The sequence below is a fragment of the Photobacterium sp. 1_MG-2023 genome (genome assembly GCF_030547945.1).
Lineage (GTDB): Bacteria > Pseudomonadota > Gammaproteobacteria > Enterobacterales > Vibrionaceae > Photobacterium.
Genome location: NZ_JAUORR010000010.1, coordinates 128,288 through 151,184, shown reverse-complemented (window position 1 = coordinate 151,184; position 22,897 = coordinate 128,288). Strand labels below are relative to the sequence as shown.

Genomic DNA, 22,897 nt, shown 5'->3' with positions numbered 1-22,897 from the left:
GGATCCCGTAAAATCCCGGTGATTAACGCCATTGATGATTCTCCAATACGAAAAAACCCGCCGAAGCGGGTTTGATTTAAGCTTTGATGATTAGGCAGCCCAGCTGCTGTTTGGGCACAGAAACAGTTTGTCCGGACGCCCCGGAAATCGTCCCCCGTGCATACAGAGAAACGGTATTCGTTCGGTTCGCTGGCAATGTCACAACAAGTTGAGTGTTGATATCGGTATTGCTGACATCGATGTAATTCATATCTCCAACAAAACTACCGTTGAGATACACCCGCGTGACCTGCTGGCCTTTCACCCACAAGGGGGGAATAATCAACTTTCGCGTCCATGCTCGGGCGCTGATCGTCCCATTAAAAAACCAGTTGTTTGTGCCTGGTTTAACCGGATAGCGGTGATAGTTTGGAATATTCCAGACCGCTACATCCACCACATCCCCGACCAGTTTCTCGACATAGACCGAGCCTTTGAAGTAACCACTGGTCGCTTCAATATGGCCCTTCACTTTGGCATTGGCAGTTTCCAGCAACCCATTGGAATGGATCCGGGTGTTGTATCCCCCGTATGGGCCACCTTCCCCGAAAAACGCCTCACCGCCCTTAATCACCGGCGCACGTAATTCGACCCCGGCCACAATGTGCTCACCGCGAATCGTGCCCAACGCAACCAAGTCGCCGTCGATAAACAGTTTCGGTGTCACCCAGCTTTCGCCGTCATACATCCGTGAATCAGCCTGGGACATGTAGCCGTTCTCATCGACCGAATACACACTCAGCACATCATCTTTGACCGGCGCACGGCCCACATGGCTGGTAAACAGGCTGTTGGCCGTCTCCGTTCCCGTCGGAAAAACACCGGTTTCCGTCTGCATCCGGAATACTCCGGCACCAGGCGAACCATGCAGACCATCTTCACCATCCTCGCCTTTGATTTTTGACCAGGTGTAATCCGCCGGATTGGTTGATTCCGTTGCCGTCGTCTGGTTGTAGGCAATGCCGATGTAAGCCTTTCCAGTGCCTGTATCTGACATTCCGCTGCCGTCCGGGCCGTCGGCATATTTAAACCAGGTAAAGCGCTCTGTGGCATCTTGGCCATCGTGCCCGTTCTGGCCATCTTGGCCTCTATCACCCTTATCCCCTTTCAGGTTCGTCACGGCTCCCCAGTTCCCCGGACTGCCGTTTGTGACCTCGCGGGAACGCAGGTAAATATCACCGGCCTGTTCAGGAAAATGCCAGTTCGATTTATCTGAGGAAAACTGAAACTCGGTATAAACCGTCGAACCTGCATCCCCTTTTTCACCCTGAATTAGGCTCCAGCTGTAATCCGTGGTTATGTTCGATTCTGCTGCAGTGGTCCGGTTGTACGCGACACCCATGTACCGTTTGCCAGCCGGTGAATCACTCAACCCGATGCCAGTCGCTGAATCAGCATATTTGACCCAGGTGTAACGCTCTGTCGCGTTATCGCCTTTATCGCCCTTATCCCCTTTCAGGTTCGTCACGGCTCCCCAGTTCCCCGGACTGCCGTTCGTGACCTCGCGGGAACGCAGATAAATATCCCCGGCTTGTTCCGGAAAATGCCAGCTCGATTTATCTGAGGAAAACTGAAACTCGGTGTAAACCGTTGAGCCTGCATCCCCTTTTTCACCCTGAATTAGGCTCCAGCTGTAATCCGTGGCTATGTTCGATTCTGCTGCAGTGGTTCGGTTGTACGCGACACCCATGTACCGTTTGCCAGCCGGTGAATCACTCAACCCACTCCCGGTCGCTGAATCGGCATATTTCACCCACGTATAACGCTCTGTGGCGTTATCACCTTTATCGCCCTTATCCCCTTTCAGGTTCGTCACGGCTCCCCAGTTGCCCGGACTGCCGTTCGTCACCACGCGGGAGCGCAGGTAAATGTCACCGGGCTGATCCGGAAAATGCCAGGCCAAACCATCTGCAGAGAACTGGAACTCGGTGAAAATCGTGTTGCCGTCCTGCCCGTCCAGCGCCCGGATATCGTCGATATTCGAAACGGTGTGGCCATCAAGCAATTTGATCTGACCTTTGAGCACCAGTGTTTTCAGCGCGTTGTCCCAATACAGATTCCGCTGCCGGGTTTCCGGATCCGTAAAACTGACGTAATCCGACATAAAATCAATTGCTGAGGCCTGCGAGCTGGCCGTGACGGTCATACCGGATACACGCCCGTCCTGGTTCACCACCAGGGCCGCACGATTACCCAGCAGCACCACTGCAGCGCTGTTATCCTCAACCAGCTGATTCAATTCCTTGGCCCAGTCCAGATTCGGGATTTCAGGGCCGATGATCTGCAGAATATCTTCCGGTTTCAGCAAGGTTTTCACGGGCTTGGACAACAAGCCAGAACGGCCCACGGCGTTCACCGCTTCCACACCGACCCAGTATTGCGTATCGGGTTTCAGCGCCTGTTTGTTGAGGATGTACGCCCGACCCAGCGGGCTGAGCCGATTGGCGACCGCCTCATGGGTCAGCCCGAAATACCATTCATATTGCGTGCCCAGCGACGTGGGGCCATCAATGACCGGCCGCGCGGTAATGGCAAAGTTGTCCGACTCAAACTCAATATCAACCGGCTCTGCAGGGGCCGCAATGGTAAAGCTGGTTGTGGTCTCCGGACCCAGCTGCTGCTGACCATTCACACCGCGCACATGAGCAATGTAATCCCCCATCGGCAGTGAACCGGCCACAAACTCGGTATCATCCACCGTTTCCCGTTTATGCATCGCGCCGTTGCGCATCAATTTCACCTGAAATTTCAGCCCTTCAATCGTACGGGGCGTGTCCCAGGTGAGACGGATCTGAAACTGGCTATCATCCGGTGTTGCCTCAGCCTGAAGACGCTCAACGGGCGGAATTTCGCCGCTGTACAGGGTGTTGTCCGGCGGGTCGAATTTGATCCCGTTCTCGATGAGCTGATGTTTCTCCGCCACATGCTGCAAGGCCGTGACGGAAAACGTGCCGTCTTTCTCTTCACTGATGCTGACACAACGCCACACCGACGGTTTCAGGGCGCTGGTTGCCAGTGTCCAGACGTTATAAGCGTCAATCCCCACCGGCTCATCATCCAAGACCACAATATGCGGCTCCGGATGAGAGAAAACGCTGATCGTTTTTTCCTGCCCGGCCGCATCGATGTAACCCAGCCAGGCCAGCTGGCCATCCTGAATTTCAATGGCGCGATCCAGTGTGACCCGCTTGCCCTCAACCCCTAAAATCCGGCCGCCGATGTTCGCGCCGGCGAATTGATTATCGGCCACTTCAATCACGTCTCCGGGCTGATGGCGCAGGCCTTCGCGACCGGTTTTGAATGAAATGGTCTGGCGTTCGTATTTCTCGGTGATCAGCAGCCATTGTCCGGCCCGGCGCGCCTGACCTTTTGAGGTACAGCCCCAGGCATCAATCGTGATGGCGTTCAGGCCGTAACGCTCGAACGCTTCATCATCACTGACGTATTCCGTGGATTCCTCCCACCCGTTATCAGGATTCTGCCAGCGCACGTAAACCACCGTATGCCGGGATTTATGCGGCGACCCCTGATAGGTAAATTCACCGTCAATGACGTTGGCCTGGGTGTACCGGTACACAGGATCCGTGGGGATATCCGGAGAAACTGACAGCTGTAGCCCGTCCCAGATTGGCATCGCACGAAACACGCTGGACAGCTGGCTGATGACCTCATACGCCTGCTGCGTGTCTGCGATGCTGACATTCACGGTAAAGCGCGGCTCCATGCCGCCATAGCCGTCCGGCACCAACTGGTCACAATATTGCGCGACCTGGTAAAGCGCCCATTTGTCCGCGCCAGTCACACCCAGTCGCCGACCCAACCCGGCCCGCTCGCACGTTGCCAGGTCATAGAAAATCCATGCGGGATTATTCGTCCAGGCAATTTTAAACGTCCCGTTCCAGAGGCCGCTGTAGGTTCTCTTGGCCGGGTCATAATTTGATGGCACTTTGACCCGGCGACCACGCAACAGATATTTTCGGGATGGAACCCCACTGAACTGATCGGCGTAGATTTTCAGCCCGGCCAAAGCAGTGTTCGGATAACTCAGCTTGCTGTCGATGATCTCGGTATAGCTGGACCATACCGTCCCATTATTCAGCCGCGATGTATCACTATCGGCCGTCTCCCGGCGCACACGCAGCTGAAACGGGGTTTCGGGCAGGTATTTCAGCTCAACGCTGCGCAGGTACTCTGAACGGGTTTTGCCGTCGATATCGACAATCTGATCCGGACTCCACACGCCGTCTGTGCTGGTTTCAATAAACAGGCGAACGCTCGTCCCGGTAATGTCGCCATCTTTATGCACCTGGAACAACGACGACACACCAACCGTAACGCGCACCCGATCAACGTTCGGATCGCTGACCGTTCGCACAATCGGGGTGTTTTTTTTCACCTCTGTTGAGACAGCCAGTTCATTCTCCAGGGCAGGAAATCCTTTCATTGGTGACTGACTTTGTGTGCCTCGCGTCCAGGTCGCGTCCACACCTGAAAAGTTGTAACTGCCGTCCTCATTTTGGATCGGAGTGTCATTAAAAAACACACCTTTCAGGCCGCCCACAGGCCCTTCAATCTCCCCTTCACCCAGCAAGTCGATGATTGATAACTGTTGGCGACTTTTGAGGTTGTCGGGCTGTTCTTCGGGCGTTTTCTGACTTTCTTCACCTTTACTCATACCGTCCTCAATCCTTGCGACAGCACTTTACTGCCGGTCATGACTTCGCCGTAAATCAGCGGGACACAAGAGCCCTGCGCCAGGCTGTTACCCAGAGAGTTAAAATACTTATTCGCCGCGCCGTTATTCGCCCCTTTCCCGGTATCCACTTGCGGGATCGGTGTGAGCAAGGTGGCAACACCGCTGGCCATCATGCCAATACCTGCAGCAAGCATCCCGGGACCCGCTGGCCCCGCGAAAAACGACGCCGCAACCAATACAGCCCCGGTAATAATTGACAGGTATCTCGACTTCGCAGCACCGATCACCGGCACCAGGTGAATCGCGGTGTTATGGCTCACTGGATTTGAAAGCTGGTCGTTGAGGTTGGTTTCGCTGATGTCTTGCCGGGATATTCTGAGTCGATAGTGGCCATGTTCAAGATGCTGACGCAGGCCGGGGATTTGAATGCACAGGGCGCGGATGGCCTCTGATGCCGTGGTTACATCGAGGGTGAACCGGCGGCCAAATCGTTGCAGATCCCCATAAAATCGGATGGTTGCCACTGGGTGTATCTCCAAATGCTGTGTAAATGTCGCTGCCATGCACCGCCGTAAATCTGGCGGCCACTGAGCCGGTTTGGGCAATGGTGCAGGATTTGGCCATCACCGAGATAAATCGCGGTATGGTTGGGGGTATCACTGGCCAGCTGGATGAGAAACACATCGCCGGGCTGCGGGTCATCGACGCGGACAAACCCGAAGGATTCAAAATTATCCAGATAGTAATTTTTACCCTTCTCCCACCAATCATCCTCTCTGTCCCAGTCTGGAAAATGATGTCCAGCTAATGCGTAGGCATCCCGCGACAGGGTGTAACAGTCGGTCACGCCATGGTGAAATTCGCGACCCAGTAACGGCGGCACCGGCGGGAACTTCCGAACCTGGTCGCCGACGACCAGATACCAGGGCAACCCGGTTTGCTGTTGTGCCAGCCGGTCTGCGCCACTGAGCACAAACGGCCCGTCCGGGTGGCTGTGAACGATTCCGACCACCTCACCCAAACGGTCTGCCTCAATCCAGGATTCGGGATCAATAATGGCGGATTCAGTTGGCTCCGGGGCCAGGTTCTGTGCGGGCAGATAGGCTAAACCGTCTGCAGTACGAACCAGCAAGCCACAGCTCTCGTTCGGATAACAGGCGGCCGCATGTTCAATCATGTCCTGTTGATAGTTCATCGTTTGATTCTCACTGCTGTGGGGAACCCGCCAAACGGCAGGACACCATTCTGACCGAAGCGAAGGCGGCAACTGCCCAAACGCTTACCGCATTGATCCTGAGTCGGATCACTGGTTGGCGTGTCATCGTGCTTGGCAACCGGCCCGCCCGCATAACTACAATCCGCACTGCGGTACTGCCAGGGACAAACATCCGTGGTGATAATCCGCGCCGGTATAATCGCCCCCTGCATTTCGCTGGGTAACGACAGTTCAAACGTGGCGGTGAGGTGCGTCAGATTGGTCAGGCGCTCAATCATATATCGACTGACGCGCTCCTGCGTTTCATCAGCAAACTGATTGCCGCCCTCGAAATTAACCGCATCCAGGTGCTTCAGGTACATCTGACGCCGGGTCACAATAGCGCCGGTCAATTCCTGGAAATCGGCCACCATTCCCGTCACCAAACCAAGCAGGTTACTTACCGACAGTTTTGGCCGGTTCGACGGACCACGGCCCGACATTTCAAAACCTGATCCTTCGATTGGGTACGGCTGATAAATGTGTCCCCGCCATACAAGCGGCTCACGCTTGGCGTTCAAGCCATTGTGAAGCCGCAGCATGTCACCGCCGAACGGCGTGAGGTCGATATCATATAAATCCAACAACGGCGGCTGAGTGAGTTTTATCGACTCAGCCAGCATATCAGCGGGTAAATTCATGCAATAACTTCTCTGAATGAAGTGGTTAATACGCTCTCAGTACTGCCTTCCTTGATATCCCATTCCTCACAAACAACGGTCCTTGGCACCCACTCCCCAACTGGCGTGAAGATGAAAGGTAAATAGCCCAAATGCATTTCAAGGAAGTGTTCGATCTCATAGATATCGTCTGAATCGCCCTCAAAAGTGACAGGGTAATTTTTGAGGTGATTATTTAATCCATCTGGAGAGCGTTGCTCATAACCGTCACCAAAATGAACCTTTTGAATGCGGGGTTTGGATTTACGAGAAAATCCGTTTTCAGTTGGGATCCAATGAAATTCATGCACTTAACATCCCTCCCGGTCGCATTTCATTGGCGATTTCTTCTTTCGTCACCCCCCTGACAAGTCTGGCGATCTGCTCATAATCAATATCCCCATTGGCATCCTGAACATGAAAATGAAGTGTTTGTTTCACGACAACACTGTTACCGCCCCCCTGACCGTTTCGAATCATCCGCATTGTGTCTTCACGACTTGTCACGTTGGCCGGTCCATTCACAATTTCAGGACCAAATTCACCAACGATGCCGTATTTCCCTGCGGGAATATGACCACCATTGTCAAAGAGGCCTGCAAAACCAGCGGATAACGATGCAACCGTTGCTGCCATGGGTTCAGTTGCCGCAACCGCTGCTGCTGATGCGGCCGGAGCTGCCGCAGGACCCGTAACCGGAATTGCTGCAGTAGAAGAGTAAGCATTCAAACCAGCCATCACAGATGCGGCCTGCGCTTGAACAACCATCGAAGTCGCGGAACTTGCAGCTGTTGTTTTACCAACGAGCATCTGCACGGCTTGATAAGCAAGCCACTCAGTCGCCATCTTTCCAAGAGCATTCACCATGGAACGGGCCATACCGTCGGCCAGGTTATACATCGCCTCATCAAAGGTTTGAGCATCAAATATCATGCTCTCAAAGGCATTCCCGAACCCGCTCGTTAAGTTGTCGATAGTGTTTGTCGCCAACTCATCAAAATTTCCCAGCGCTTCCTCTGCTGATGTTAAATAACGGTCCCAAAATCCAGCATTAAGTTCCGATAGTTTCTCAGAACGCTCTTGCTCCAAACGGGTCAATAAGTCAGTTTTTTGGGCTTCAGTGGCTTCTGTATACGCGAGGATCGTATCTTTGCGTCGTTGGTAGCTTTGTTGAATTAACTCTTCTTCAGTCATGAGTGACTGTTTCAGCGCTTCAAACTCATCCGAAGCAGCTTTTCTTTGTTTAGCTTCTTCTTCCTGCTCTTCTAATACTTCGAGCACATCAGCGTACTCAAGTACCGATTGCTTTCGTGCTTCACTCAGGGACTTTAACTCCCCCTGTTCAACGCGATAGCGAAGTTGGGCAGCCTTGCCAGTTTCGCCATACAGAGCAATTTCCTCTTCCAGGCCTGCTCTCAGCTTTTCAAAACCATCTGTTGAGGTCAGCTCATTCTTGGGTTTGTTTCCCTTCGGCTTTTCCGGAAGCTCTTCCCAATCATCTGGCATCCCTGACTGAAACACGGCTTGCTGCTTAACACTCGTTTCTTCCAACTGATCCTGATAGTTTTTCAGTTGGCTCTCCAACTCACGAATACGAGAAGTAACCTGCTGACGCCCTCCAGGATCTAATGTATTCAGTGTGCCTTTTAAGCCATCGACTCGCTTTTGTGTATCAACAATTGCCTGCCGAATTGAAGACATCTCTGTGTTCAGCTGAGAAACCAGCACTTGTCGCTGAGCTGCATTCAGGCTTCGAAAAGAGGCAGAAAGTTCATCGACTTTGGTTGTTAGCTGACCCGTATCTTTCTTGGCTTCGTTGGCTTCTGATGCAAATAATGCAATGGCCGTCGCCGCTGTAATTGCCACACCAACCGGGCCGCCAAGGAAAGCCATTGCACCGCGCAGCCCAGTCATTGCCGTTGTCGCGAGCCGTCCGGATGTAGTCGTTGCCTTCAAAGCCACATCCAGCCTTTGATTTGCTGCAGTCAGCTGTGTTGTATTCTGTTTCAGCTGTTCCCTGATTGCAGTTGCTGTCTTTTCCGATTGAGCACTTTTAAGCATTGATGCCAGTACGAGTTGCTGTTGCTGAAGTGCCGCTTTATCCGCTTGAGCCTTCACAATCACAGCTTGAGATGATCGGGTTGTCGATTGCGTGACCATATCAACAGCCAGAGACATCGCCTTGCTTTGAGCAATTGCGCTGATCATAGCACCGGTCAGCTTCCCCCCAACGACAGCAGTCAAAACGATGGCAATATCTGAAGCTGTTTCCATCACCTCGTTCAATGTCTCTGTGTCGGTCGCAACACTATCAAGTGCCGATGAAACTTGATCCAAAATGCTATAGACAGACTGACTGGCACCTGTTGCTTCATCCAAAGCACCAACTGCACGCGTCACGGAGTTTTCAACCTGAGTCCACCCCTCAGATATTTTTGGCAAAGTTCTGGAATACTCCGAGTCAATCACACTCGATTGATCTCGAATTGCTTTGATCACTCGCTCTGAGGTCAATTGGCCATTCGAAGCGAGCTCCTTCATTTTGCCAATGGGCACACCCAGACTATCGGCTAACAACTGGATCAGACGAGGTGCGTTTTCCAGCACCGAGTTGAATTCTTCTCCTCGAAGCGCACCGGCACCCAAACCTTGTGAAAGCTGAATAATCGCGGCTTCAGCACCTGCAGCGGTGGAACCCGAAAGCGCAACAGCTTTGTTCACCGTCTGAGTAATTGCAGCCAAGTCCTGCTGCCCCTGGATATGCTCCTGACCGGCCATGGAAAGTTTTTGATAAAGAATGGCCGTGGCACCGAGTTCGCTTCTCGTATCCTGAGCAATGCTAAACACAGCCTGCTGTGCCTGCTCCAGCTCCTGAGTCGTATTAGTCGCCAGAGTCAGCCTGTTGGTTACGTCTTTCCATGCATCCGAATAACGGGCCAGCTCTCGCACACCAAGACCAGTCGTCAGGGCACCAACTGCAACTGTCGCTGCAGCAACAGACTTGCTGAAACCATCTGTTGCACGTTCGGCTCTGTCACCAGCCCCTGCCAATTTATCCAGGTCACGACCGGCTACGGCGATCCCGGTACTTGTTACTCGAATTTGTAGGCTCGCGATATCGGTCATTCATCACCTGCCAATATATGTGATCGATAGATTTCAACGTCTGAACCTCCCATGGCCGCAATTTGTTGCCGGTTAATAGAGACCAGTGAGAAATTTCGGTGTATGAGAGCGACTCTTTGCCGCGTAACTGCAAGAACCATTGCCAGAGATAGCCCAGTTCCTGAGGGATTTCAGTTCGATTAGCTAAAGCCTTTGGTGTTTTACCGGTTACTTTGGCCAACTGGAGCAATTGCTGTCGTTTCGATGTGGTTGAACCTTTAACCGGTGTGCTGAGTTCAAACTCAGATCTTGCAAACCGAATTAACTGCTCAACCTTTTCCCGAAAAAAAGCGAACGTTTGGCTGCAAGCCGATCAATCTGATCTGCAATTTGCGGGGCTTCGGTGAGAAGTTTTTGAACATTTTCAGCGGTACATGCTTCTTCAAAAGACCAGCTCAGAATCAATGAAGACAACAAGGTAACTTTTTGTCCTTTCAATGCATCCTTTCTTGCGCCTTCATCCTCAAGTGAAGCGATTTCTAAGGTCAACCGACGTGATTCAGACTCAGCTTCCCGAAAAGCATCAGAGTCCACTCCACGGATTTTCAGCCAATGTTCTGACTCTGTGCCGTCCGGGAGGTATAAAGGCACCTGGATGCCTTCATTCGCCTTCTCGCGTGTAAAGAACTGTTCCATGTTTCATTCCTTAAGCTGCTGCATTACGGGTAATTTTGATCGCTGTTTGCTCTGCTGGGTCATAGGTCATTGCAAGCGTGACCGGAATGAAAATATCTTCTTCTTCGCTGGTATCTGTCTGCGCAGCGGTATACTTTGCTCGAGGTAAATCGATGATATATGCATTCCCAGCAGGATCCTTCAAAGTCAGACTCAAAGACAAATATTCATCATTCAGGAACATTTCTAAATGACGGGCCGTTTCAAAGTGCAGTGTCGCATTCGCGCTCAAGCTGGCCTTTTTCAAAGATGGCCGCATCGAGGTACTGGAACCCACAACATAACGAGCAGCCAAACCATTGCTGATTTCCAGCTTCAACTCTGTGACCACGGATTCTCCAACACCATTCACGCTGATCACCCCGGAGAATGCATCCATGACTTCACTGCTGGATTTACTGCCAAAACTTGCCCCAGACGGAGCCCCCGCTAATAGAGTCATATCAGCGGCAAACACATTGAATGAAAGCCCGACAACCGCATCTGGCTTCACGTCAATACTGAGACTGTTGATTTCAGCGCCCGGATACTGCTGATAAGGCTTATCCGCCACATCACCAAACTTACGCAACATTGTGAAAGAACGGCGAATATTACCGACTCTGAGCTCATCTCCTTCCCACGTACCACACATCACAGCTTCCAGCAGATCATCAAATGAACCAAAGCTAAGTTCTGAGCTGATATCACCCGCTGCATTTCGAACACCAGAACGAACACTGGTCATTTGTCGCGTGCCATTGATTTCCTTACTTTCCATCACTGCTTTCGTCAGTGCCAGCGTACAGGCCGTATGACTCAACGGTTTAAATGCCGGTGTTGCTGGCAACTGTTTGTAAGTTGTTTCAGGCGCATAGAACAGCGCATGCTGAGATGAAGAACTCATGTTTACTCCTGTCAGGAGCGCGCAACGCGCGCGGTCCAGTTAATCGTGAGAGAAATGCGATAGAAGCCATCGACGACACGCCCGGGAGAGCGCCCAGTAGTTCGGATACGAACGGTTTGATCGGCATAGACAAAGGCTCTACCGGCGCGGAAATGCCAGCAGATCTCATCAGCCTTAGCCAGAATGGCGCCATCCCCGATATTGAGTGGGTAATTCAAGTCAATTTGAAAGAAGCCATCGTGTTGGTCTTCTCCGTATTCACCAACTGAGCTTGCTGAAGGCTGATTCGGAACGATGACCAAAGAAGCCCATGGCTTGCCCGGCTTTGGATCAAACTGCTTGTTTTCATAGGCAGTAGGTAAAGAAAAGCCCCTGTTAACATAAGCGCTAACAAGGGCTGATTTGATATTGGCAAAGCTCATTTTCTTCGGTGCTTCCTCGCTGCTTGCTGAACGATTCGCTCTATTCTCGCCACGTTCTTGCGCATCATGCCTTCTGGAGCTTTCTGGCTGGAACCGTACTCCAATTGAGCTATGTATGGGAGGTTATTCGTCAAAATCGAGGTGCCATCACCAGGTGTCACTTTTTCCATGACTTCTTTTCTTGCCCTTGCACCCGACTTATCAAGCCGCTCGACTGTACCGATAGCAGGCTGGCCTTCAGTCGTTTGCCAGTTACCGCGTGCTCTACCAGAAAGGACGGGAGTATCTGCGATCGTCGAAGAAAACAATTCAATTTTGATAGCTCTTGCTGTCCTTTCCGCGGCTTCCGTAGAACCATGGCAGAAAATTTGAAGATCTTTCCTAAATGACATTTTCGCTTTCCATAAAAGAAAGCCCGGCACAATGGCCGGGCTACTAATGTGAAAATCTGATTAGAATCTAGCGCCTACGCTAGCACTCATCACATTAAAATCGTAATAATCACCTGAATACTTATCGTAAGAGAACCGCAGTGCGAATTTCTCATAATTCAGTTGCAACCCTGCACCGTAAGTAAATGCTGTTTCATTATCAGATTCTGAAGCACAATAGCCCATAGAGCACCCTTTCGCTTCACTGAAGCCGTACGCTACACCAGCTTTGCCCAACAGAGTAAAGTTTTCATTCAAGTCAAAATAAATAACCGGAGCGACAGTAATAGCACTTACAGAAGCATCAACATTCACACCGTATACTTTCTCATCAATATCTGCGCGGTAAAATGCCGTTTCCAATGCCACGTTATCAGTCACCTCACCGCCGAGAATGATGTTGAAGCCAGTACGAGATTCATCTGAATCAGACTCTTCGATATCACTGACACCGCCTAAAATGTAGAATTTTGATAAATCACTACTTGCAAACGCTGAAGAGCTAATACTTAATAACCCTGCCACAATCAATGCTTTTTTCATTCTATCCTCCATGTAAAATCGAGCGCAAAGTAGCAGAAAGTACGCATCTATCAACATATGCCGACCGCGAGTATGACATTGATCACCCTTTAACTCTTTCCTTGTATCTCATAGATGATTGTTTCACCGGCCGGGCTCACGGCTTTGATATTGGCAATTGTGTACCTTGTCCCCAATATTTGAAGCTGATCTGTCAACATAGGGCTCGTCTCAAGCGGCTTTGCGGCGATGGTAATCTTCTTATCCTGTTGCTGAATAACAGCACCAGAAAGATTAATCAGGCCAGATTCCTTCAAGCTGTAATCTGCCAAAATACCTACCGTTTCAAATTCCTGAGTACCACCCGGCATACTATCTCCAGTCACCGGGTCATAATCGCCTTCAATTGCCCGTATGATTTTCACCTCAGTACCGAACTGTTTCAGCATTCGCAAGGCCGTGTCTTGAGCACGCAGATAAACACTCATGCCCTCACCATGAACAGCCCACCACGTTTCAGTAATCCTTGCAGCTGTGCATCTGCCTTCGAAAATGCATCAACCATTTTCTCTTTGCCGGGATTGGCATAAACAGTCTCAACAGCTCCTTCGACCTTCTCTTTCACGATCGGGCCTTGTTGCGGTCCCGCTAAACGCGTTGGCATTAAATCGTGTTCCAAAGCTTCAACAGCCAGTGCACATTGCGCTGTGATTAACTCATACGGCATATAGTTGTTTTGAATCACATCAGGCCAAGGATGGCCGCGCACATCATCACGCGGCCAGCTCAAACGCTGCTCCATGGATACCCGTCGGCCTTTGAATTTGGGTTCAAGTGACTGGAGATAATCCATAGCCCGGATCAACAAGGTTTCACACACCTCATCCGATTCAGGCAAATCGTTACCACGTTCTTTGCAATACAGTCTGAGCGTGTAAACATCTGTATAGCTATTTGCATCTGGCACATTCGAGCCATCCTCTACGATCAGGGCCATGAATCATCCTCTTCTTGATTGGGCTAATTATCTGCAACGATGTAAGTTAAGCGAGGCCCGTTATTGCTTCGTTACCTTCGCAGCCGCATCTTCTGCTTCTGATTTAATCCCACGATTCTCCATCGTCTTTCGGATTTCTTGCAGGCTTGCGTGCGATGTAGATTCACGAGTTTCGAGAAGTACCTGATGATAGTGTTCACGCGCTTTATTCAGTTGTTCTTCAGCTTCTACCACCATTTGATAAGCCCGGGCACGCAATTCATCAGGGCTCACTGATTCTTCTGTCTCAGGTTGATCGTTTTTTGTTTTAGTCGTCATATCTTTTCCTTAAATGGGGTGAACTCACCCCAAAAAAATCAGTGAATTAGCCGTTTGTAACCAGGAATGACACCGGAATGTTCTTGCTATCCCAAATCTGTTCCCAGTTCGCCGGATCAGCCAGTTCAGCCAATTTAGGGAATAGACCAGTTTGACCTGAACCTTTCTTGCCTTTGTAGCTAAAGCCAGCAGGCACCAGAATGTCAGTCCGGCGTGTAATGTAAGTGTCTTGCCCTGTACCACCACCTGCAAGCGCATCACGAACCGTTTCAACATCTTTGATTTTGCTGTTATTCCCTTCACCGGCACGCACCGCACCGGCGCCAAACAGAATACTGGTGAACTTGATTCGATTCGTACCAGCAACTGCCGGGATGGCGTCATCCACAATGACACGTTTCCCTTCAAACTCTGCGAACTTAGAGTTAGTAACCGGGTCTGTTCGATCCGTGATGTGGCGCATCTTACGCAGGCCGTAATACACGGTAGAGTGCATACCGACAGCCAGCACATTATCCATATCGCCTTTCAACGCCAGTGCATCCAGGAAGTTGCGAGCAGATGCACGTTCCGCGTCTGTAATTGCTCCCGTGGTATCGGTAGCGACATCTTTGATCATGTCCCCTTCACCGGCTTTGTTGAGCGCATACAGTCCAATGAATGTCTGAATCAGACGGCGCTGATTATCCAGAGCCCAGTAATTACCGACGGTTTGCTTTACGCCTGCATATGGATCGACATGAGCCAGAGCCTGAGCAAGGTTCATTGCAGACCAGCCCTGAGTACGCACAGCTTTACGGAAACCATGTTGTACCGTTCCCATCTTTTGCGGGATCAGCTTATCGTCTGGATCATCTGAGCCATACGTCGGCTCAACATAGCTCAGCGGCACAATGCTTGTGGCTTCACCTGCATCAGACGTAGAACGCGAGAACGTCATCAGCTCTTTATCCGGGATTTGAACACCAGACTGGATGAAGGCATTTTTTTCAATTTGGGCTTCATTCACGCCAACAGTAAACTCTGGTTTGGTGAAAATATCAGCGAGTTGCATTTGAGGCATGCAGTTATGCTCCTGTTACTGTATGAAGGTAGTTTTGTGTGACCTGGGATGTTTGACCACCGGACGCCGGAGGCTGACCACCCTGACTCCCCCCGCCAGCACCGCCGCCAGAGGCTTTTGAACCGACAATCACAGGTGCAAATGCCGGGTTATCCGAAAATTCTTTTTTCAGCTCATCCAGGGTAAATGCAGAAGGCTGGCCAGCGGTATCAAGCACTGCTGTCACCTGCTTTCCTTCCTTCTCTGCAACACCCAAACGAGACTTAATGTGAGGTAAAAGGACTGAAGCACTATCGCCAGCTAATTCCGCTGCCAGCTTGGTTGCTTCGTTATCGACCAGCATGGTACGAAGGTTGCCATTCAGTGACTCAATCTGCTGGTTTAACTCAGTTTCTCGTTTCGTAAGTTTTTCCTGCCAAGACTTTTCCAAGGCATCCACATCACCAGATTTTCGCTGGTGTTCCTGCTCTCGCTCTTGCTCTTTGGTTTCAAGCTCGGCCAAGCGCGTTTCCAGTTCTTTGTTCTTGTCTTCGGCGGCTTTGCGCTTTTCCTTTTCATGATCTTTTGCACGTTTCAAAGCACCGGTATCTTCAATCCCTTCAACTTTAAGATGATATTTGCCGTCATCTTTTTTCTCATAAAAGGCCTTGTGCGCCTCTTCCAGGCCGTCGAGGGAATCGAGAATAAATTTGAACATGAGCACTGCTCCTTATTGATCACTGATCATTAGGTATGAAAAAACCCGCCGAAGCGGGTCTATGTTGTTAATGAAATGCCTGATGCCAGGCGGAAGGTACTTTCCGTTTAAATTCGTCCAATGTGATTTGACGAAAGCTCTTATCCAGATTCAACTTCGCAAAATGAGTGGCAGACATGCCGCCATCTCTGAACAAGCGCCCACGAACAGGGCCCAAAACTCCATCAATGAACGCTTTATCTTGCGTCTTGAGCCACTCGTAATAGGTGGCGCTGCCTGAAGTGTATCCATCCATACTTGAACGGGTCCGGCCTGCGCTGAGCCAGGAGAACTCATCAGCCAATTCAGCAATTGTGGTTGTACGGCATCTAACATGAAACGGAGGCAATGGACCTTTGCCGATTTCGTACACCTGCTGATCAAGCGTCCTGCAAAGTGGCGTTGTCTTGCTGTCTAACGTGGCGATGATCCGATAACCCGACACAATATCGCTGTTCGCTTGCCAGGTACTCATCCGGGCAGAGCCAGAGACGAACTGTATTGATGTCCGAACAATGGCATCCGCATGTCGTCGGCTGACATCTAACAAGCCGTCGGTGTATCGATTCCGCTTCGTTCCAATCAACCGGCGAATGATTTCCTGATTTGTCAGGCCCTCGAATGCGCCTTGCCTGATGGCTCCGACAAACATATCGATATCTTTCTTTTGCCAGTCTCGAATAAACGGTTCGAGAAGCTTACCGCCATCAATCCCTTTCACAGCGAGCGGATCCTGAAAAATGGCTGCTTTTACCTGTTCAACTGCTGGTAAAACGACTTCGATACCAGCAGGCTTCAACACAGCGTTCAGAGAACCAACTTCATGGGCTGCCTCAATTTCAGCAAACTCGAGCAAATGGCCTGCGAGATAGTCGTAATATTCGTCGAAAATCTCAGCCAGCTGTTCCTGAATATGCTTCAGCAACTTTTCTCTTTTTGCCCGGCTGTACTCAGTTAAATCAGCTCCTGCCAACTCCTTTCGAAGCTTGTCGGCTACTTGCTGAAGAAAAGCGGTGATTTGGTTAATCTCGCCAGATTTGAACTGCTCCAGATGTACCTGATGCCGGGTAACAGTGTCGAACAGGGTCATCACTCGATTCCTAATCCCGCATCACTGGACTCTAACTCGGCCTTAATGGCCTCATCGGTCTTATCCGGATCAATCACGCCATGCTTACGCAGTTGAGTCCACAAATCTGATTCCGGATACTTCCCGGACTGCCAAGCAGCAATTAGTGCTGTCAGCATTTGCGCATCAAGACGATGCTCGACAAAGTCCTGATTCAGTGCGTACTCAACTGTTTCGCTGGTATTCATGAACTTAGCCACCCAGCCTAATGCTTCGGTGTAAGCCTCACTGACGTTACTGGCAGCCAACGAGAGCACTGAATGCTGAGATTCATTTTCATGCTGAGCTTCAGTGGCAGTCTTCACAGCGCCGCCTCTCTCAACCAAACGCGCACCGAGCGCAATCATCTGAGATTCCTTGGCATCCATGGCTTCTTTCACCATGGTGTTAGGCTGTGCCTGAGCGAACCCAAAGGCACCATTCTCAGGCAGCAGCATAGGCGCGCGAGAGCCGCAGTAAATGCCCTGACTTTGCAACCAGTCACGCCAGCCTTCATCCAGCCCGCTAATCCATGGTTGCACCTGACCGCAGAAGAATAGTGAATCTTCATAGTCAGCACTGTTGCGGTAATGTGCGATGTTGATGTGGGCCAAATCTTCTAATGGGATATCATCAATATCCGGATCATTATTGCTGGCACCTACGAACGTAAACGGAATCTCACTCCATGGCCTTCCGGTTCCATCCGTCGGTGTAAACTCATCCGTGACGACCCAGTTGTTACTTTGATTCTGCCAAACCCGAACTTTATAACGCCCCTCTTCAAGCCTGAGTTCCCGCAGCTGCTCTACCGTTTCAGTGCCAAACCCGTCAGACGTTACCCGGTTCACTTTTTCGCTCATCACGACCAAGGCCAGTTTATGAACCGCGCCGACTTGTTCAGTTCTCCAATTGATCACTGAATTTGCATCAATGGCTGAGATTGTTGCTCTGACCATGCCTTCAGACAGTACTTTCTTACTCGTCTGTCCTTCTGTCTTTGGATAATCGACATACAAAGCACATCGCGCTTTCTTCAGTACTTCAGACAACACCTTTTGAGACTGCTGAAATACACTGACGCCGCAACCATCAACATCTCTCTCAACATATTTCAACGTGGCTGGCAGGTTTGGCACCGGCCACTTACGGAAGACAGCACCAATCAGGCCACGCAGCGTATTACCCGTCGCACCATAAAACACAGCCCGAATCACATATTGCTCATAACGCTGGGTGTTTTCCGGGCTGGTATCATTGGGATTTGGTTTTGGCAGATAGGTTTCTTTCTTTGCCTTGATCGCATCAGAGCCTGCACAGATGTCATCCATGAAAGCCCATTTCTTCATCGCGTTTTTATAGTCAGGACGCTGGTAACTGACATTGTGTTCTGCCATCAGAATGCGGCTCCCATGTTAATACTCATCGCCATACGCTTACTGGCCAGAACGCGATAGCGCACTTCGTCATAAACGTGATCTTCTGACTCTGTGTTGACGTCATCAGGTTTCTTCTCATCACGAGGAAGAATCGGCAAAGTTGAGATGGCTGCACGGCAATGCTCCATAAAGAAAAGCCCCGGATCTTCGGGGCGTTCTTTCATTGCTTCTTTCAGTCGGTCTCGTACCAACTGGAGACCGTTTATCCGCGAACCGGGCGACTTATCTGATTTCAGCCAGCTAACCCCCTCTTTCTTCATTTCCTGCTCAATGGTGTCGATGTCTGAGCGAACAACTGCAGAAATCTGGTTATCCGCCGGACCCGCAGCAGGCTTGCGAGAGATCCAACCTGCAGCCATCAATTCGGCTTCTCGTTCCTTAATGCCGCGAGCGATTTCTTTCGCTGAGAGTTTCAGACCTTCATTGGTGCCAGCCTCCCGGGTGCCATACCATTCATGAATCCGGATGATTGAGCCTTTCGGCGGACAGAAAATAGAACCATCAGCCATTGTTGCTTCAGTGCCGTCAGCCTCTGCCCACCATCCAACTGAGAATGGATGAGACGAACCCCAGTCAAATGAACGATCCACACGCCAGGAACTCGGCACTTTGAACCGCGGCAATACCTGACGACTCTGATTCCATACATCATCCAGCGCGCCACCGGCGACAATATTCCAGTCACCATCCAGCATGGCTTTCACCATGGCTGCATCACCTAAGCCCTCAAGGCGATCTTCATAGTCTGGGTCGTTTGCCAGAAGAATCTGATTGTCACTCAGCTTGGCGGGGATAAACTGTCGAAGCATGCCGCCTTCCTTCTTCGGTGTTTTCGTCACTTCAAGTGGTGCGGCAAAATCAACGAATGTTCGCTTAACCCAGTTATGACCAACACCGCCGGGGTTTGTCCCACAGATAATCAATGGCAGCTTGCCTTTCAGATGCTCAGGAATTGCCAGACCACCAAGACGAACACGGTTTCGAAGAAAGCGATAAATCTTCTCTGTGAAGTGAGTCAGCTCATCAACGAGCAAAACATGAATCTCTGGCCCCTGATACTTGAAACGGTCTTTCTCGTACTGGCAGTGAGATAACCAGACCTTTGAACCATTCCAGAACTTGAGCACGTTCTTCTGTTCGTTAAACTTCGCAAAGCCACTGTCAAACCAAGGCCCTAACATCGCAAGGAAACCGCCAGCACCTTCCATATGGTTTTTGTAAAGGTCATCAGACAAACGCCGGAAGAGATACACCTGAATGCCAGGTACTTCAGTACACAGGTAAACCGCTATAACGCGCATCAGATGTGACTTACCGCCGCCTGCTGCACCACCATAAAGAATTTCTGTTGCTAAGGATTCGAATGCGATTGATTGCTGGGGCTGGAGAGTTAAATCGACGTCACTCATTTCTTCTGCAATGTGATGTTGAGAACCGGTTTCAGTGCCATCTCACCTTCATGTTTCACTTCTTGCTTATCCCGCCACATTTCAGGCTGCCGGTTCTTGAGCCAGAAGATGGCAGCTGTTGTGTCAGGCGGATAGTGTTTGTTGTACTCCTTCTCATCCGTAATCTTCCCTTCATGTGTAGCAACTTTTACTTCAGGATGAGAATAACCAACGGCACGGCCAAACAGTGAAGCAGCAACTTGTGCATCAGCCTGTGCCTTGCCCTTTTTTATGGACTCAAGAAATGAAGAATGAGACTTCTTCCAGGTATTGATTGTCTGTTCAGACACATCAAAGAATTCCGCCAGTTTGGCATCAGTTGCACCAAGCAGGCAGTAGTTATACGCCAGCTGGTCGAAATCCTTTTTGTATTTGGTCTTTCTACCAACCATCACGATCACCTCTCTGCATAATCAGACACCCTCATGAAGATGCCTTGTTATACATTCGGAAAAAGGGTCACCACCGTAGGCACTGCTGTTTAATGGCCGAAGCCTGGCGACACTCGACGATGTCGCATAATCACTAGCACTGCGTTGCCGTTGGCGGTGTTTGTTCAATGTTACGGCTCCGAACACTGCCGTAACTGCTCGATATATGTCGTTATCTCAGCCATCTCGTTCTGAGGGACTGTGAATACTCGATACGTCTCGTTGTACGTCGTGTTCACCAGTACCGGTTGTATTGCTATGCATTGCGCTTTGAGTAGTCCGCACCCGGCCAAACTGACGGAGGTAATCAGCAGGATCACTTTTGGCAATACGAAGCCGCTTTTGTTTGTCCGCATAATCATCCCGCCTTTTCATTTGGATAAACTGCTCAACCAACAACGCCAATACAGTCAGTGCTGTGTTCATACGTCGTTCACATTCCGAGAGTGCTTATAGTTACCAGCCAGTAAGTTCCAGGTGAGCTTTAACCACCAAGGCCACTTCCGTTTGAACTCTTCACTCATCTGCGCATCCGCCTGAGACACAACACCTGCGAGACCAACAACAAAACCAATCGTCGCAATCACCCATGCCGGTGCATCGTTCGCGGGAATAGGCTCACTTGCCAAAACAGGCAATGAAGCCGTCATTGCAAGGATGACTACTATGGATTTCTTGAAATGCTTCATTCCACTTTCCTCCAGATAAAAGAAAAGCGGCTCAATGGCCGCCCGGTGTGTTTCACTTTCTGTGGTTACTTCATCAATTCAAAATGAGGCCCGTCGTAGCTGCCCCGCTGGTGTTCGTCCCGGCTATCACCGTTTTGATTCCAGTCTCCGCCCCACCGTAACTTCACACCAACCCGATCAGCTGCTTTGAACATTGCTTCTTTCACCATCGGACATTTATCCCAAGCAGGCTGGCCACCCAACAGCGGAACCAGATCAACCGCATGGCTAAAACCATCCTGTTGAACCAGATGCTTGCTGTTCATTGTCCAGGTGCGTTTGGGTGTGCCGTAATAGAGTTGATGCTGTCGTTCTTTGGTCCGGACAGTTTCCGAAACCGTGAAATCAACATCAGATTCGGTAATGGCGATTGCGACGCATGCAGCGAGTGAAGGGTGTAAACGGTGGAGACGGCCAAGGCTTCGTTTGCCAAGGAAATACATGAATCCCCCTATTAGATTTGAATTAGACCTGCTCTGTTTTCTTACCCAGCCAGCGAAGCGCAAACTCTCTGACTTTCTCTGTACCAATGAAACCCACCATGCCGCCAACAAAACTGGCAGCCGATATTGGCAGTCCGATTAAATCCAAGCCGCTGGTAAGCGTGAGACTCAATAAGCCACACAGCAGCCCTTCCAGGACAACCTGCCGCCGTGAACCGCGACCATATATCACCCGAACAATAGCCACAGACACGGCTAATACAGCGCCATAGATTGTTGGTGAATGATGAGCGAGCCACGTCAGCAATGCCGCCCAAAGGTTCGGGTCTTTTTCTTGCATCACTTCTCCGTGAATTTCAGGCATAAAAAAACCCCGCCGAATGGGCGAGGTTTTGCACTGTGGGGATAGTGCATCAAACAAACGGTTAAGTCAACTTTAAAAATTAATTAATAGAAAATATTTTTTCAAAACCAAAAACAACAAACTATATTTCATACGCAACAAGAAATTAATTTAAGTTAACAATTTGACATTAAAGGGTAAATAACATGTTTGACATTAAAACATTGGAAAGAGAAAGCATTCTATCATGGATCAAAAAAACTCCTAACGCCTCCCATAAAGTAAGAAAACAATCGATAATCGATGACGACACCCCTACTAATGTTGTCTCACAAGGAAATTTCTGGGGGGTAGATGATAACTCTACAAGTGATACTAACAAATATGATATTTTCAGAGACCCTAAATACCTGCCTACTGCTGTATCAAGTATTTTGGAACGCTGTCAGAAGTTAGCAAATTTTCACCCATCGACTGATTTCACTGATGAAACACCCGAGAATTTTGATGAGTACTTAAGACAAATCGATGAATGTCCATTTATTCATCTAGTATCACTATCTTCAGATAGAAGAACATACGAATCAAAAAATTACAATGATTTAATCGATGCAGTTATTAGCTGTTACCCTCCCATGTCACCAGCTGCAGAAAATGAAATGGTCAATAAAATTGCAGAAATGGGTAAATCCATTTTCAGTCAAAGCAGCGCGGAAGCAACCAAAGACTTATTTGACCAAGTTAACCAAATAACAGATCAATCCAAGGATAACTCACAGCTACTTATTTCGAACACAACTCTTCACATGAAATATGAAAAAGGAAAGAGCGAAGTTACAGAGCAAAGCTTTGAAGTAACCGTAAGAACATATGAAGTTTTAACAGCTAAAATACATCGTTATGCGGATATTCTCGAAGATATTGATAGAGAAGATGTTTCTGGCTGGACCAAAAAACTGACCACACCAGAAAGTCGTTCAGAACTTTGCTTTACCCCTGAAGTGTTACATAAATTCGAATCCAGCCATTAATTTATTTAAGTATAAAACACTCATCTTTACTGTGAGTTTTGAGGCGAGATGACATCTCGCCT

General features: G+C 49.8%; 24 protein-coding genes. 1 reads left to right on the top strand and 23 read right to left on the bottom strand.

The window, feature by feature from the left end; translation table 11 throughout:
• Positions 1-76: 76 nt before the first annotated feature.
• The 23 genes from Q4579_RS11250 to Q4579_RS11140 all read right to left on the bottom strand — a co-directional run bounded on the left by Q4579_RS11250 (position 77) and on the right by Q4579_RS11140 (position 21,825).
• Positions 77-4,714 carry a phage tail protein gene (locus Q4579_RS11250; RefSeq protein WP_303564156.1) on the bottom strand — a complete coding sequence of 1,546 codons (4,638 nt, stop codon included), beginning with the start codon at positions 4,712-4,714 and terminating at the stop codon, positions 77-79.
• Positions 4,711-5,259, bottom strand: a complete 549-nt coding sequence (locus Q4579_RS11245) for a tail assembly protein (RefSeq protein WP_303564155.1) — start codon at positions 5,257-5,259, stop codon at positions 4,711-4,713. The genes Q4579_RS11250 and Q4579_RS11245 overlap by 4 nt, the downstream gene beginning before the upstream one ends.
• Positions 5,196-5,930 carry a C40 family peptidase gene (locus tag Q4579_RS11240; RefSeq protein ID WP_303564154.1) on the bottom strand — a complete coding sequence of 245 codons (735 nt, stop codon included), beginning with the start codon at positions 5,928-5,930 and terminating at the stop codon, positions 5,196-5,198. Before Q4579_RS11240 ends, Q4579_RS11245 begins: the two co-directional genes overlap by 64 nt.
• Positions 5,927-6,631, bottom strand: coding sequence for a phage minor tail protein L (locus Q4579_RS11235; RefSeq protein ID WP_303564153.1), 705 nt, complete (start codon positions 6,629-6,631; stop codon positions 5,927-5,929). The genes Q4579_RS11240 and Q4579_RS11235 overlap by 4 nt, the downstream gene beginning before the upstream one ends.
• Positions 6,628-6,960: a phage tail protein gene (locus Q4579_RS11230; RefSeq protein WP_303564152.1), complete on the bottom strand. Its 333-nt coding sequence runs from the start codon at positions 6,958-6,960 to the stop codon at positions 6,628-6,630. Before Q4579_RS11230 ends, Q4579_RS11235 begins: the two co-directional genes overlap by 4 nt.
• Positions 6,953-9,775, bottom strand: coding sequence for a tape measure protein (locus tag Q4579_RS11225; RefSeq protein ID WP_303564151.1), 2,823 nt, complete (start codon positions 9,773-9,775; stop codon positions 6,953-6,955). Before Q4579_RS11225 ends, Q4579_RS11230 begins: the two co-directional genes overlap by 8 nt.
• 300 nt (positions 9,776-10,075) lie before the next feature.
• A complete protein-coding gene (locus tag Q4579_RS11220; protein ID WP_303564150.1) occupies positions 10,076-10,450 on the bottom strand; it encodes a phage tail assembly chaperone in 375 nt (124 codons plus the stop codon).
• Positions 10,451-10,460: 10 nt separating this feature from the next.
• Positions 10,461-11,375 carry a phage tail tube protein gene (locus Q4579_RS11215; protein WP_303564149.1) on the bottom strand — a complete coding sequence of 305 codons (915 nt, stop codon included), beginning with the start codon at positions 11,373-11,375 and terminating at the stop codon, positions 10,461-10,463.
• A gap of 11 nt (positions 11,376-11,386) precedes the next feature.
• A complete protein-coding gene (locus tag Q4579_RS11210) occupies positions 11,387-11,797 on the bottom strand; it encodes a phage tail terminator-like protein (protein ID WP_303564148.1) in 411 nt (136 codons plus the stop codon).
• Positions 11,794-12,189 carry a hypothetical protein gene (locus tag Q4579_RS11205; protein ID WP_303564146.1) on the bottom strand — a complete coding sequence of 132 codons (396 nt, stop codon included), beginning with the start codon at positions 12,187-12,189 and terminating at the stop codon, positions 11,794-11,796. Before Q4579_RS11205 ends, Q4579_RS11210 begins: the two co-directional genes overlap by 4 nt.
• A gap of 60 nt (positions 12,190-12,249) precedes the next feature.
• Complete coding sequence (locus tag Q4579_RS11200) at positions 12,250-12,771, bottom strand: outer membrane protein (protein WP_303564144.1); 522 nt, start codon at positions 12,769-12,771, stop codon at positions 12,250-12,252.
• 89 nt (positions 12,772-12,860) lie between these two features.
• Entirely contained in the window at positions 12,861-13,238 is a 378-nt protein-coding gene (locus tag Q4579_RS11195; RefSeq protein ID WP_303564142.1) for a hypothetical protein, read from the bottom strand.
• Positions 13,235-13,747 carry a DnaT-like ssDNA-binding protein gene (locus Q4579_RS11190; protein ID WP_303564140.1) on the bottom strand — a complete coding sequence of 171 codons (513 nt, stop codon included), beginning with the start codon at positions 13,745-13,747 and terminating at the stop codon, positions 13,235-13,237. Before Q4579_RS11190 ends, Q4579_RS11195 begins: the two co-directional genes overlap by 4 nt.
• Before the next feature lie 60 nt (positions 13,748-13,807).
• Positions 13,808-14,065, bottom strand: coding sequence for a hypothetical protein (locus tag Q4579_RS11185; RefSeq protein ID WP_303564131.1), 258 nt, complete (start codon positions 14,063-14,065; stop codon positions 13,808-13,810).
• 46 nt (positions 14,066-14,111) lie between these two features.
• Positions 14,112-15,128 (bottom strand): hypothetical protein, encoded by a 1,017-nt coding sequence (locus Q4579_RS11180; RefSeq protein ID WP_303564130.1) that lies wholly within the window; start codon positions 15,126-15,128, stop codon positions 14,112-14,114.
• A gap of 4 nt (positions 15,129-15,132) precedes the next feature.
• Positions 15,133-15,825 (bottom strand): hypothetical protein, encoded by a 693-nt coding sequence (locus Q4579_RS11175; protein WP_303564128.1) that lies wholly within the window; start codon positions 15,823-15,825, stop codon positions 15,133-15,135.
• A gap of 67 nt (positions 15,826-15,892) precedes the next feature.
• Positions 15,893-16,954 (bottom strand): minor capsid protein, encoded by a 1,062-nt coding sequence (locus Q4579_RS11170; RefSeq protein WP_303564126.1) that lies wholly within the window; start codon positions 16,952-16,954, stop codon positions 15,893-15,895.
• A complete protein-coding gene (locus Q4579_RS11165) occupies positions 16,954-18,369 on the bottom strand; it encodes a DUF4055 domain-containing protein (protein WP_303564125.1) in 1,416 nt (471 codons plus the stop codon). The genes Q4579_RS11170 and Q4579_RS11165 overlap by 1 nt, the downstream gene beginning before the upstream one ends.
• Positions 18,369-19,820, bottom strand: a complete 1,452-nt coding sequence (locus tag Q4579_RS11160; RefSeq protein ID WP_303564122.1) for a terminase family protein — start codon at positions 19,818-19,820, stop codon at positions 18,369-18,371. Before Q4579_RS11160 ends, Q4579_RS11165 begins: the two co-directional genes overlap by 1 nt.
• The gene (locus tag Q4579_RS11155) at positions 19,817-20,254 is read right to left on the bottom strand and encodes a hypothetical protein (protein WP_303564120.1); all 438 of its coding nucleotides are present in this window, start codon (positions 20,252-20,254) and stop codon (positions 19,817-19,819) included. The genes Q4579_RS11160 and Q4579_RS11155 overlap by 4 nt, the downstream gene beginning before the upstream one ends.
• A gap of 458 nt (positions 20,255-20,712) precedes the next feature.
• Positions 20,713-20,979 (bottom strand): hypothetical protein, encoded by a 267-nt coding sequence (locus Q4579_RS11150; RefSeq protein WP_303564118.1) that lies wholly within the window; start codon positions 20,977-20,979, stop codon positions 20,713-20,715.
• Positions 20,980-21,044: 65 nt separating this feature from the next.
• Complete coding sequence (locus tag Q4579_RS11145) at positions 21,045-21,461, bottom strand: M15 family metallopeptidase (protein WP_303564116.1); 417 nt, start codon at positions 21,459-21,461, stop codon at positions 21,045-21,047.
• A 22-nt stretch (positions 21,462-21,483) separates the two neighbouring features.
• Complete coding sequence (locus tag Q4579_RS11140; RefSeq protein ID WP_303564112.1) at positions 21,484-21,825, bottom strand: phage holin, lambda family; 342 nt, start codon at positions 21,823-21,825, stop codon at positions 21,484-21,486.
• A gap of 185 nt (positions 21,826-22,010) precedes the next feature.
• Here Q4579_RS11140 and Q4579_RS11135 point away from each other — a divergent pair, with 185 nt between their 5' ends.
• The gene (locus Q4579_RS11135; RefSeq protein WP_303564110.1) at positions 22,011-22,835 is read left to right on the top strand and encodes a hypothetical protein; all 825 of its coding nucleotides are present in this window, start codon (positions 22,011-22,013) and stop codon (positions 22,833-22,835) included.
• Positions 22,836-22,897: the final 62 nt, after the last annotated feature.

Bases quoted from the DNA above. Each gene is read 5' to 3' on its own strand.
- Q4579_RS11250 (WP_303564156.1), bottom strand. From the start codon at position 4,714: ATGAGTAAAGGTGAAGAAAGTCAGAAAACGCCCGAAGAACAGCCCGAC.
- Q4579_RS11240 (WP_303564154.1), bottom strand. From the start codon at position 5,930: ATGAACTATCAACAGGACATGATTGAACATGCGGCCGCCTGTTATCCG.
- Q4579_RS11235 (WP_303564153.1), bottom strand. From the start codon at position 6,631: ATGAATTTACCCGCTGATATGCTGGCTGAGTCGATAAAACTCACTCAG.
- Q4579_RS11225 (WP_303564151.1), bottom strand. From the start codon at position 9,775: ATGACCGATATCGCGAGCCTACAAATTCGAGTAACAAGTACCGGGATC.
- Q4579_RS11220 (WP_303564150.1), bottom strand. From the start codon at position 10,450: ATGGAACAGTTCTTTACACGCGAGAAGGCGAATGAAGGCATCCAGGTG.
- Q4579_RS11215 (WP_303564149.1), bottom strand. From the start codon at position 11,375: ATGAGTTCTTCATCTCAGCATGCGCTGTTCTATGCGCCTGAAACAACT.
- Q4579_RS11210 (WP_303564148.1), bottom strand. From the start codon at position 11,797: ATGAGCTTTGCCAATATCAAATCAGCCCTTGTTAGCGCTTATGTTAAC.
- Q4579_RS11205 (WP_303564146.1), bottom strand. From the start codon at position 12,189: ATGTCATTTAGGAAAGATCTTCAAATTTTCTGCCATGGTTCTACGGAA.
- Q4579_RS11200 (WP_303564144.1), bottom strand. From the start codon at position 12,771: ATGAAAAAAGCATTGATTGTGGCAGGGTTATTAAGTATTAGCTCTTCA.
- Q4579_RS11195 (WP_303564142.1), bottom strand. From the start codon at position 13,238: ATGAGTGTTTATCTGCGTGCTCAAGACACGGCCTTGCGAATGCTGAAA.
- Q4579_RS11190 (WP_303564140.1), bottom strand. From the start codon at position 13,747: ATGGCCCTGATCGTAGAGGATGGCTCGAATGTGCCAGATGCAAATAGC.
- Q4579_RS11185 (WP_303564131.1), bottom strand. From the start codon at position 14,065: ATGACGACTAAAACAAAAAACGATCAACCTGAGACAGAAGAATCAGTG.
- Q4579_RS11180 (WP_303564130.1), bottom strand. From the start codon at position 15,128: ATGCCTCAAATGCAACTCGCTGATATTTTCACCAAACCAGAGTTTACT.
- Q4579_RS11175 (WP_303564128.1), bottom strand. From the start codon at position 15,825: ATGTTCAAATTTATTCTCGATTCCCTCGACGGCCTGGAAGAGGCGCAC.
- Q4579_RS11170 (WP_303564126.1), bottom strand. From the start codon at position 16,954: ATGACCCTGTTCGACACTGTTACCCGGCATCAGGTACATCTGGAGCAG.
- Q4579_RS11165 (WP_303564125.1), bottom strand. From the start codon at position 18,369: ATGGCAGAACACAATGTCAGTTACCAGCGTCCTGACTATAAAAACGCG.
- Q4579_RS11160 (WP_303564122.1), bottom strand. From the start codon at position 19,820: ATGAGTGACGTCGATTTAACTCTCCAGCCCCAGCAATCAATCGCATTC.
- Q4579_RS11150 (WP_303564118.1), bottom strand. From the start codon at position 20,979: ATGAAGCATTTCAAGAAATCCATAGTAGTCATCCTTGCAATGACGGCT.
- Q4579_RS11145 (WP_303564116.1), bottom strand. From the start codon at position 21,461: ATGTATTTCCTTGGCAAACGAAGCCTTGGCCGTCTCCACCGTTTACAC.
- Q4579_RS11140 (WP_303564112.1), bottom strand. From the start codon at position 21,825: ATGCCTGAAATTCACGGAGAAGTGATGCAAGAAAAAGACCCGAACCTT.
- Q4579_RS11135 (WP_303564110.1), top strand. From the start codon at position 22,011: ATGTTTGACATTAAAACATTGGAAAGAGAAAGCATTCTATCATGGATC.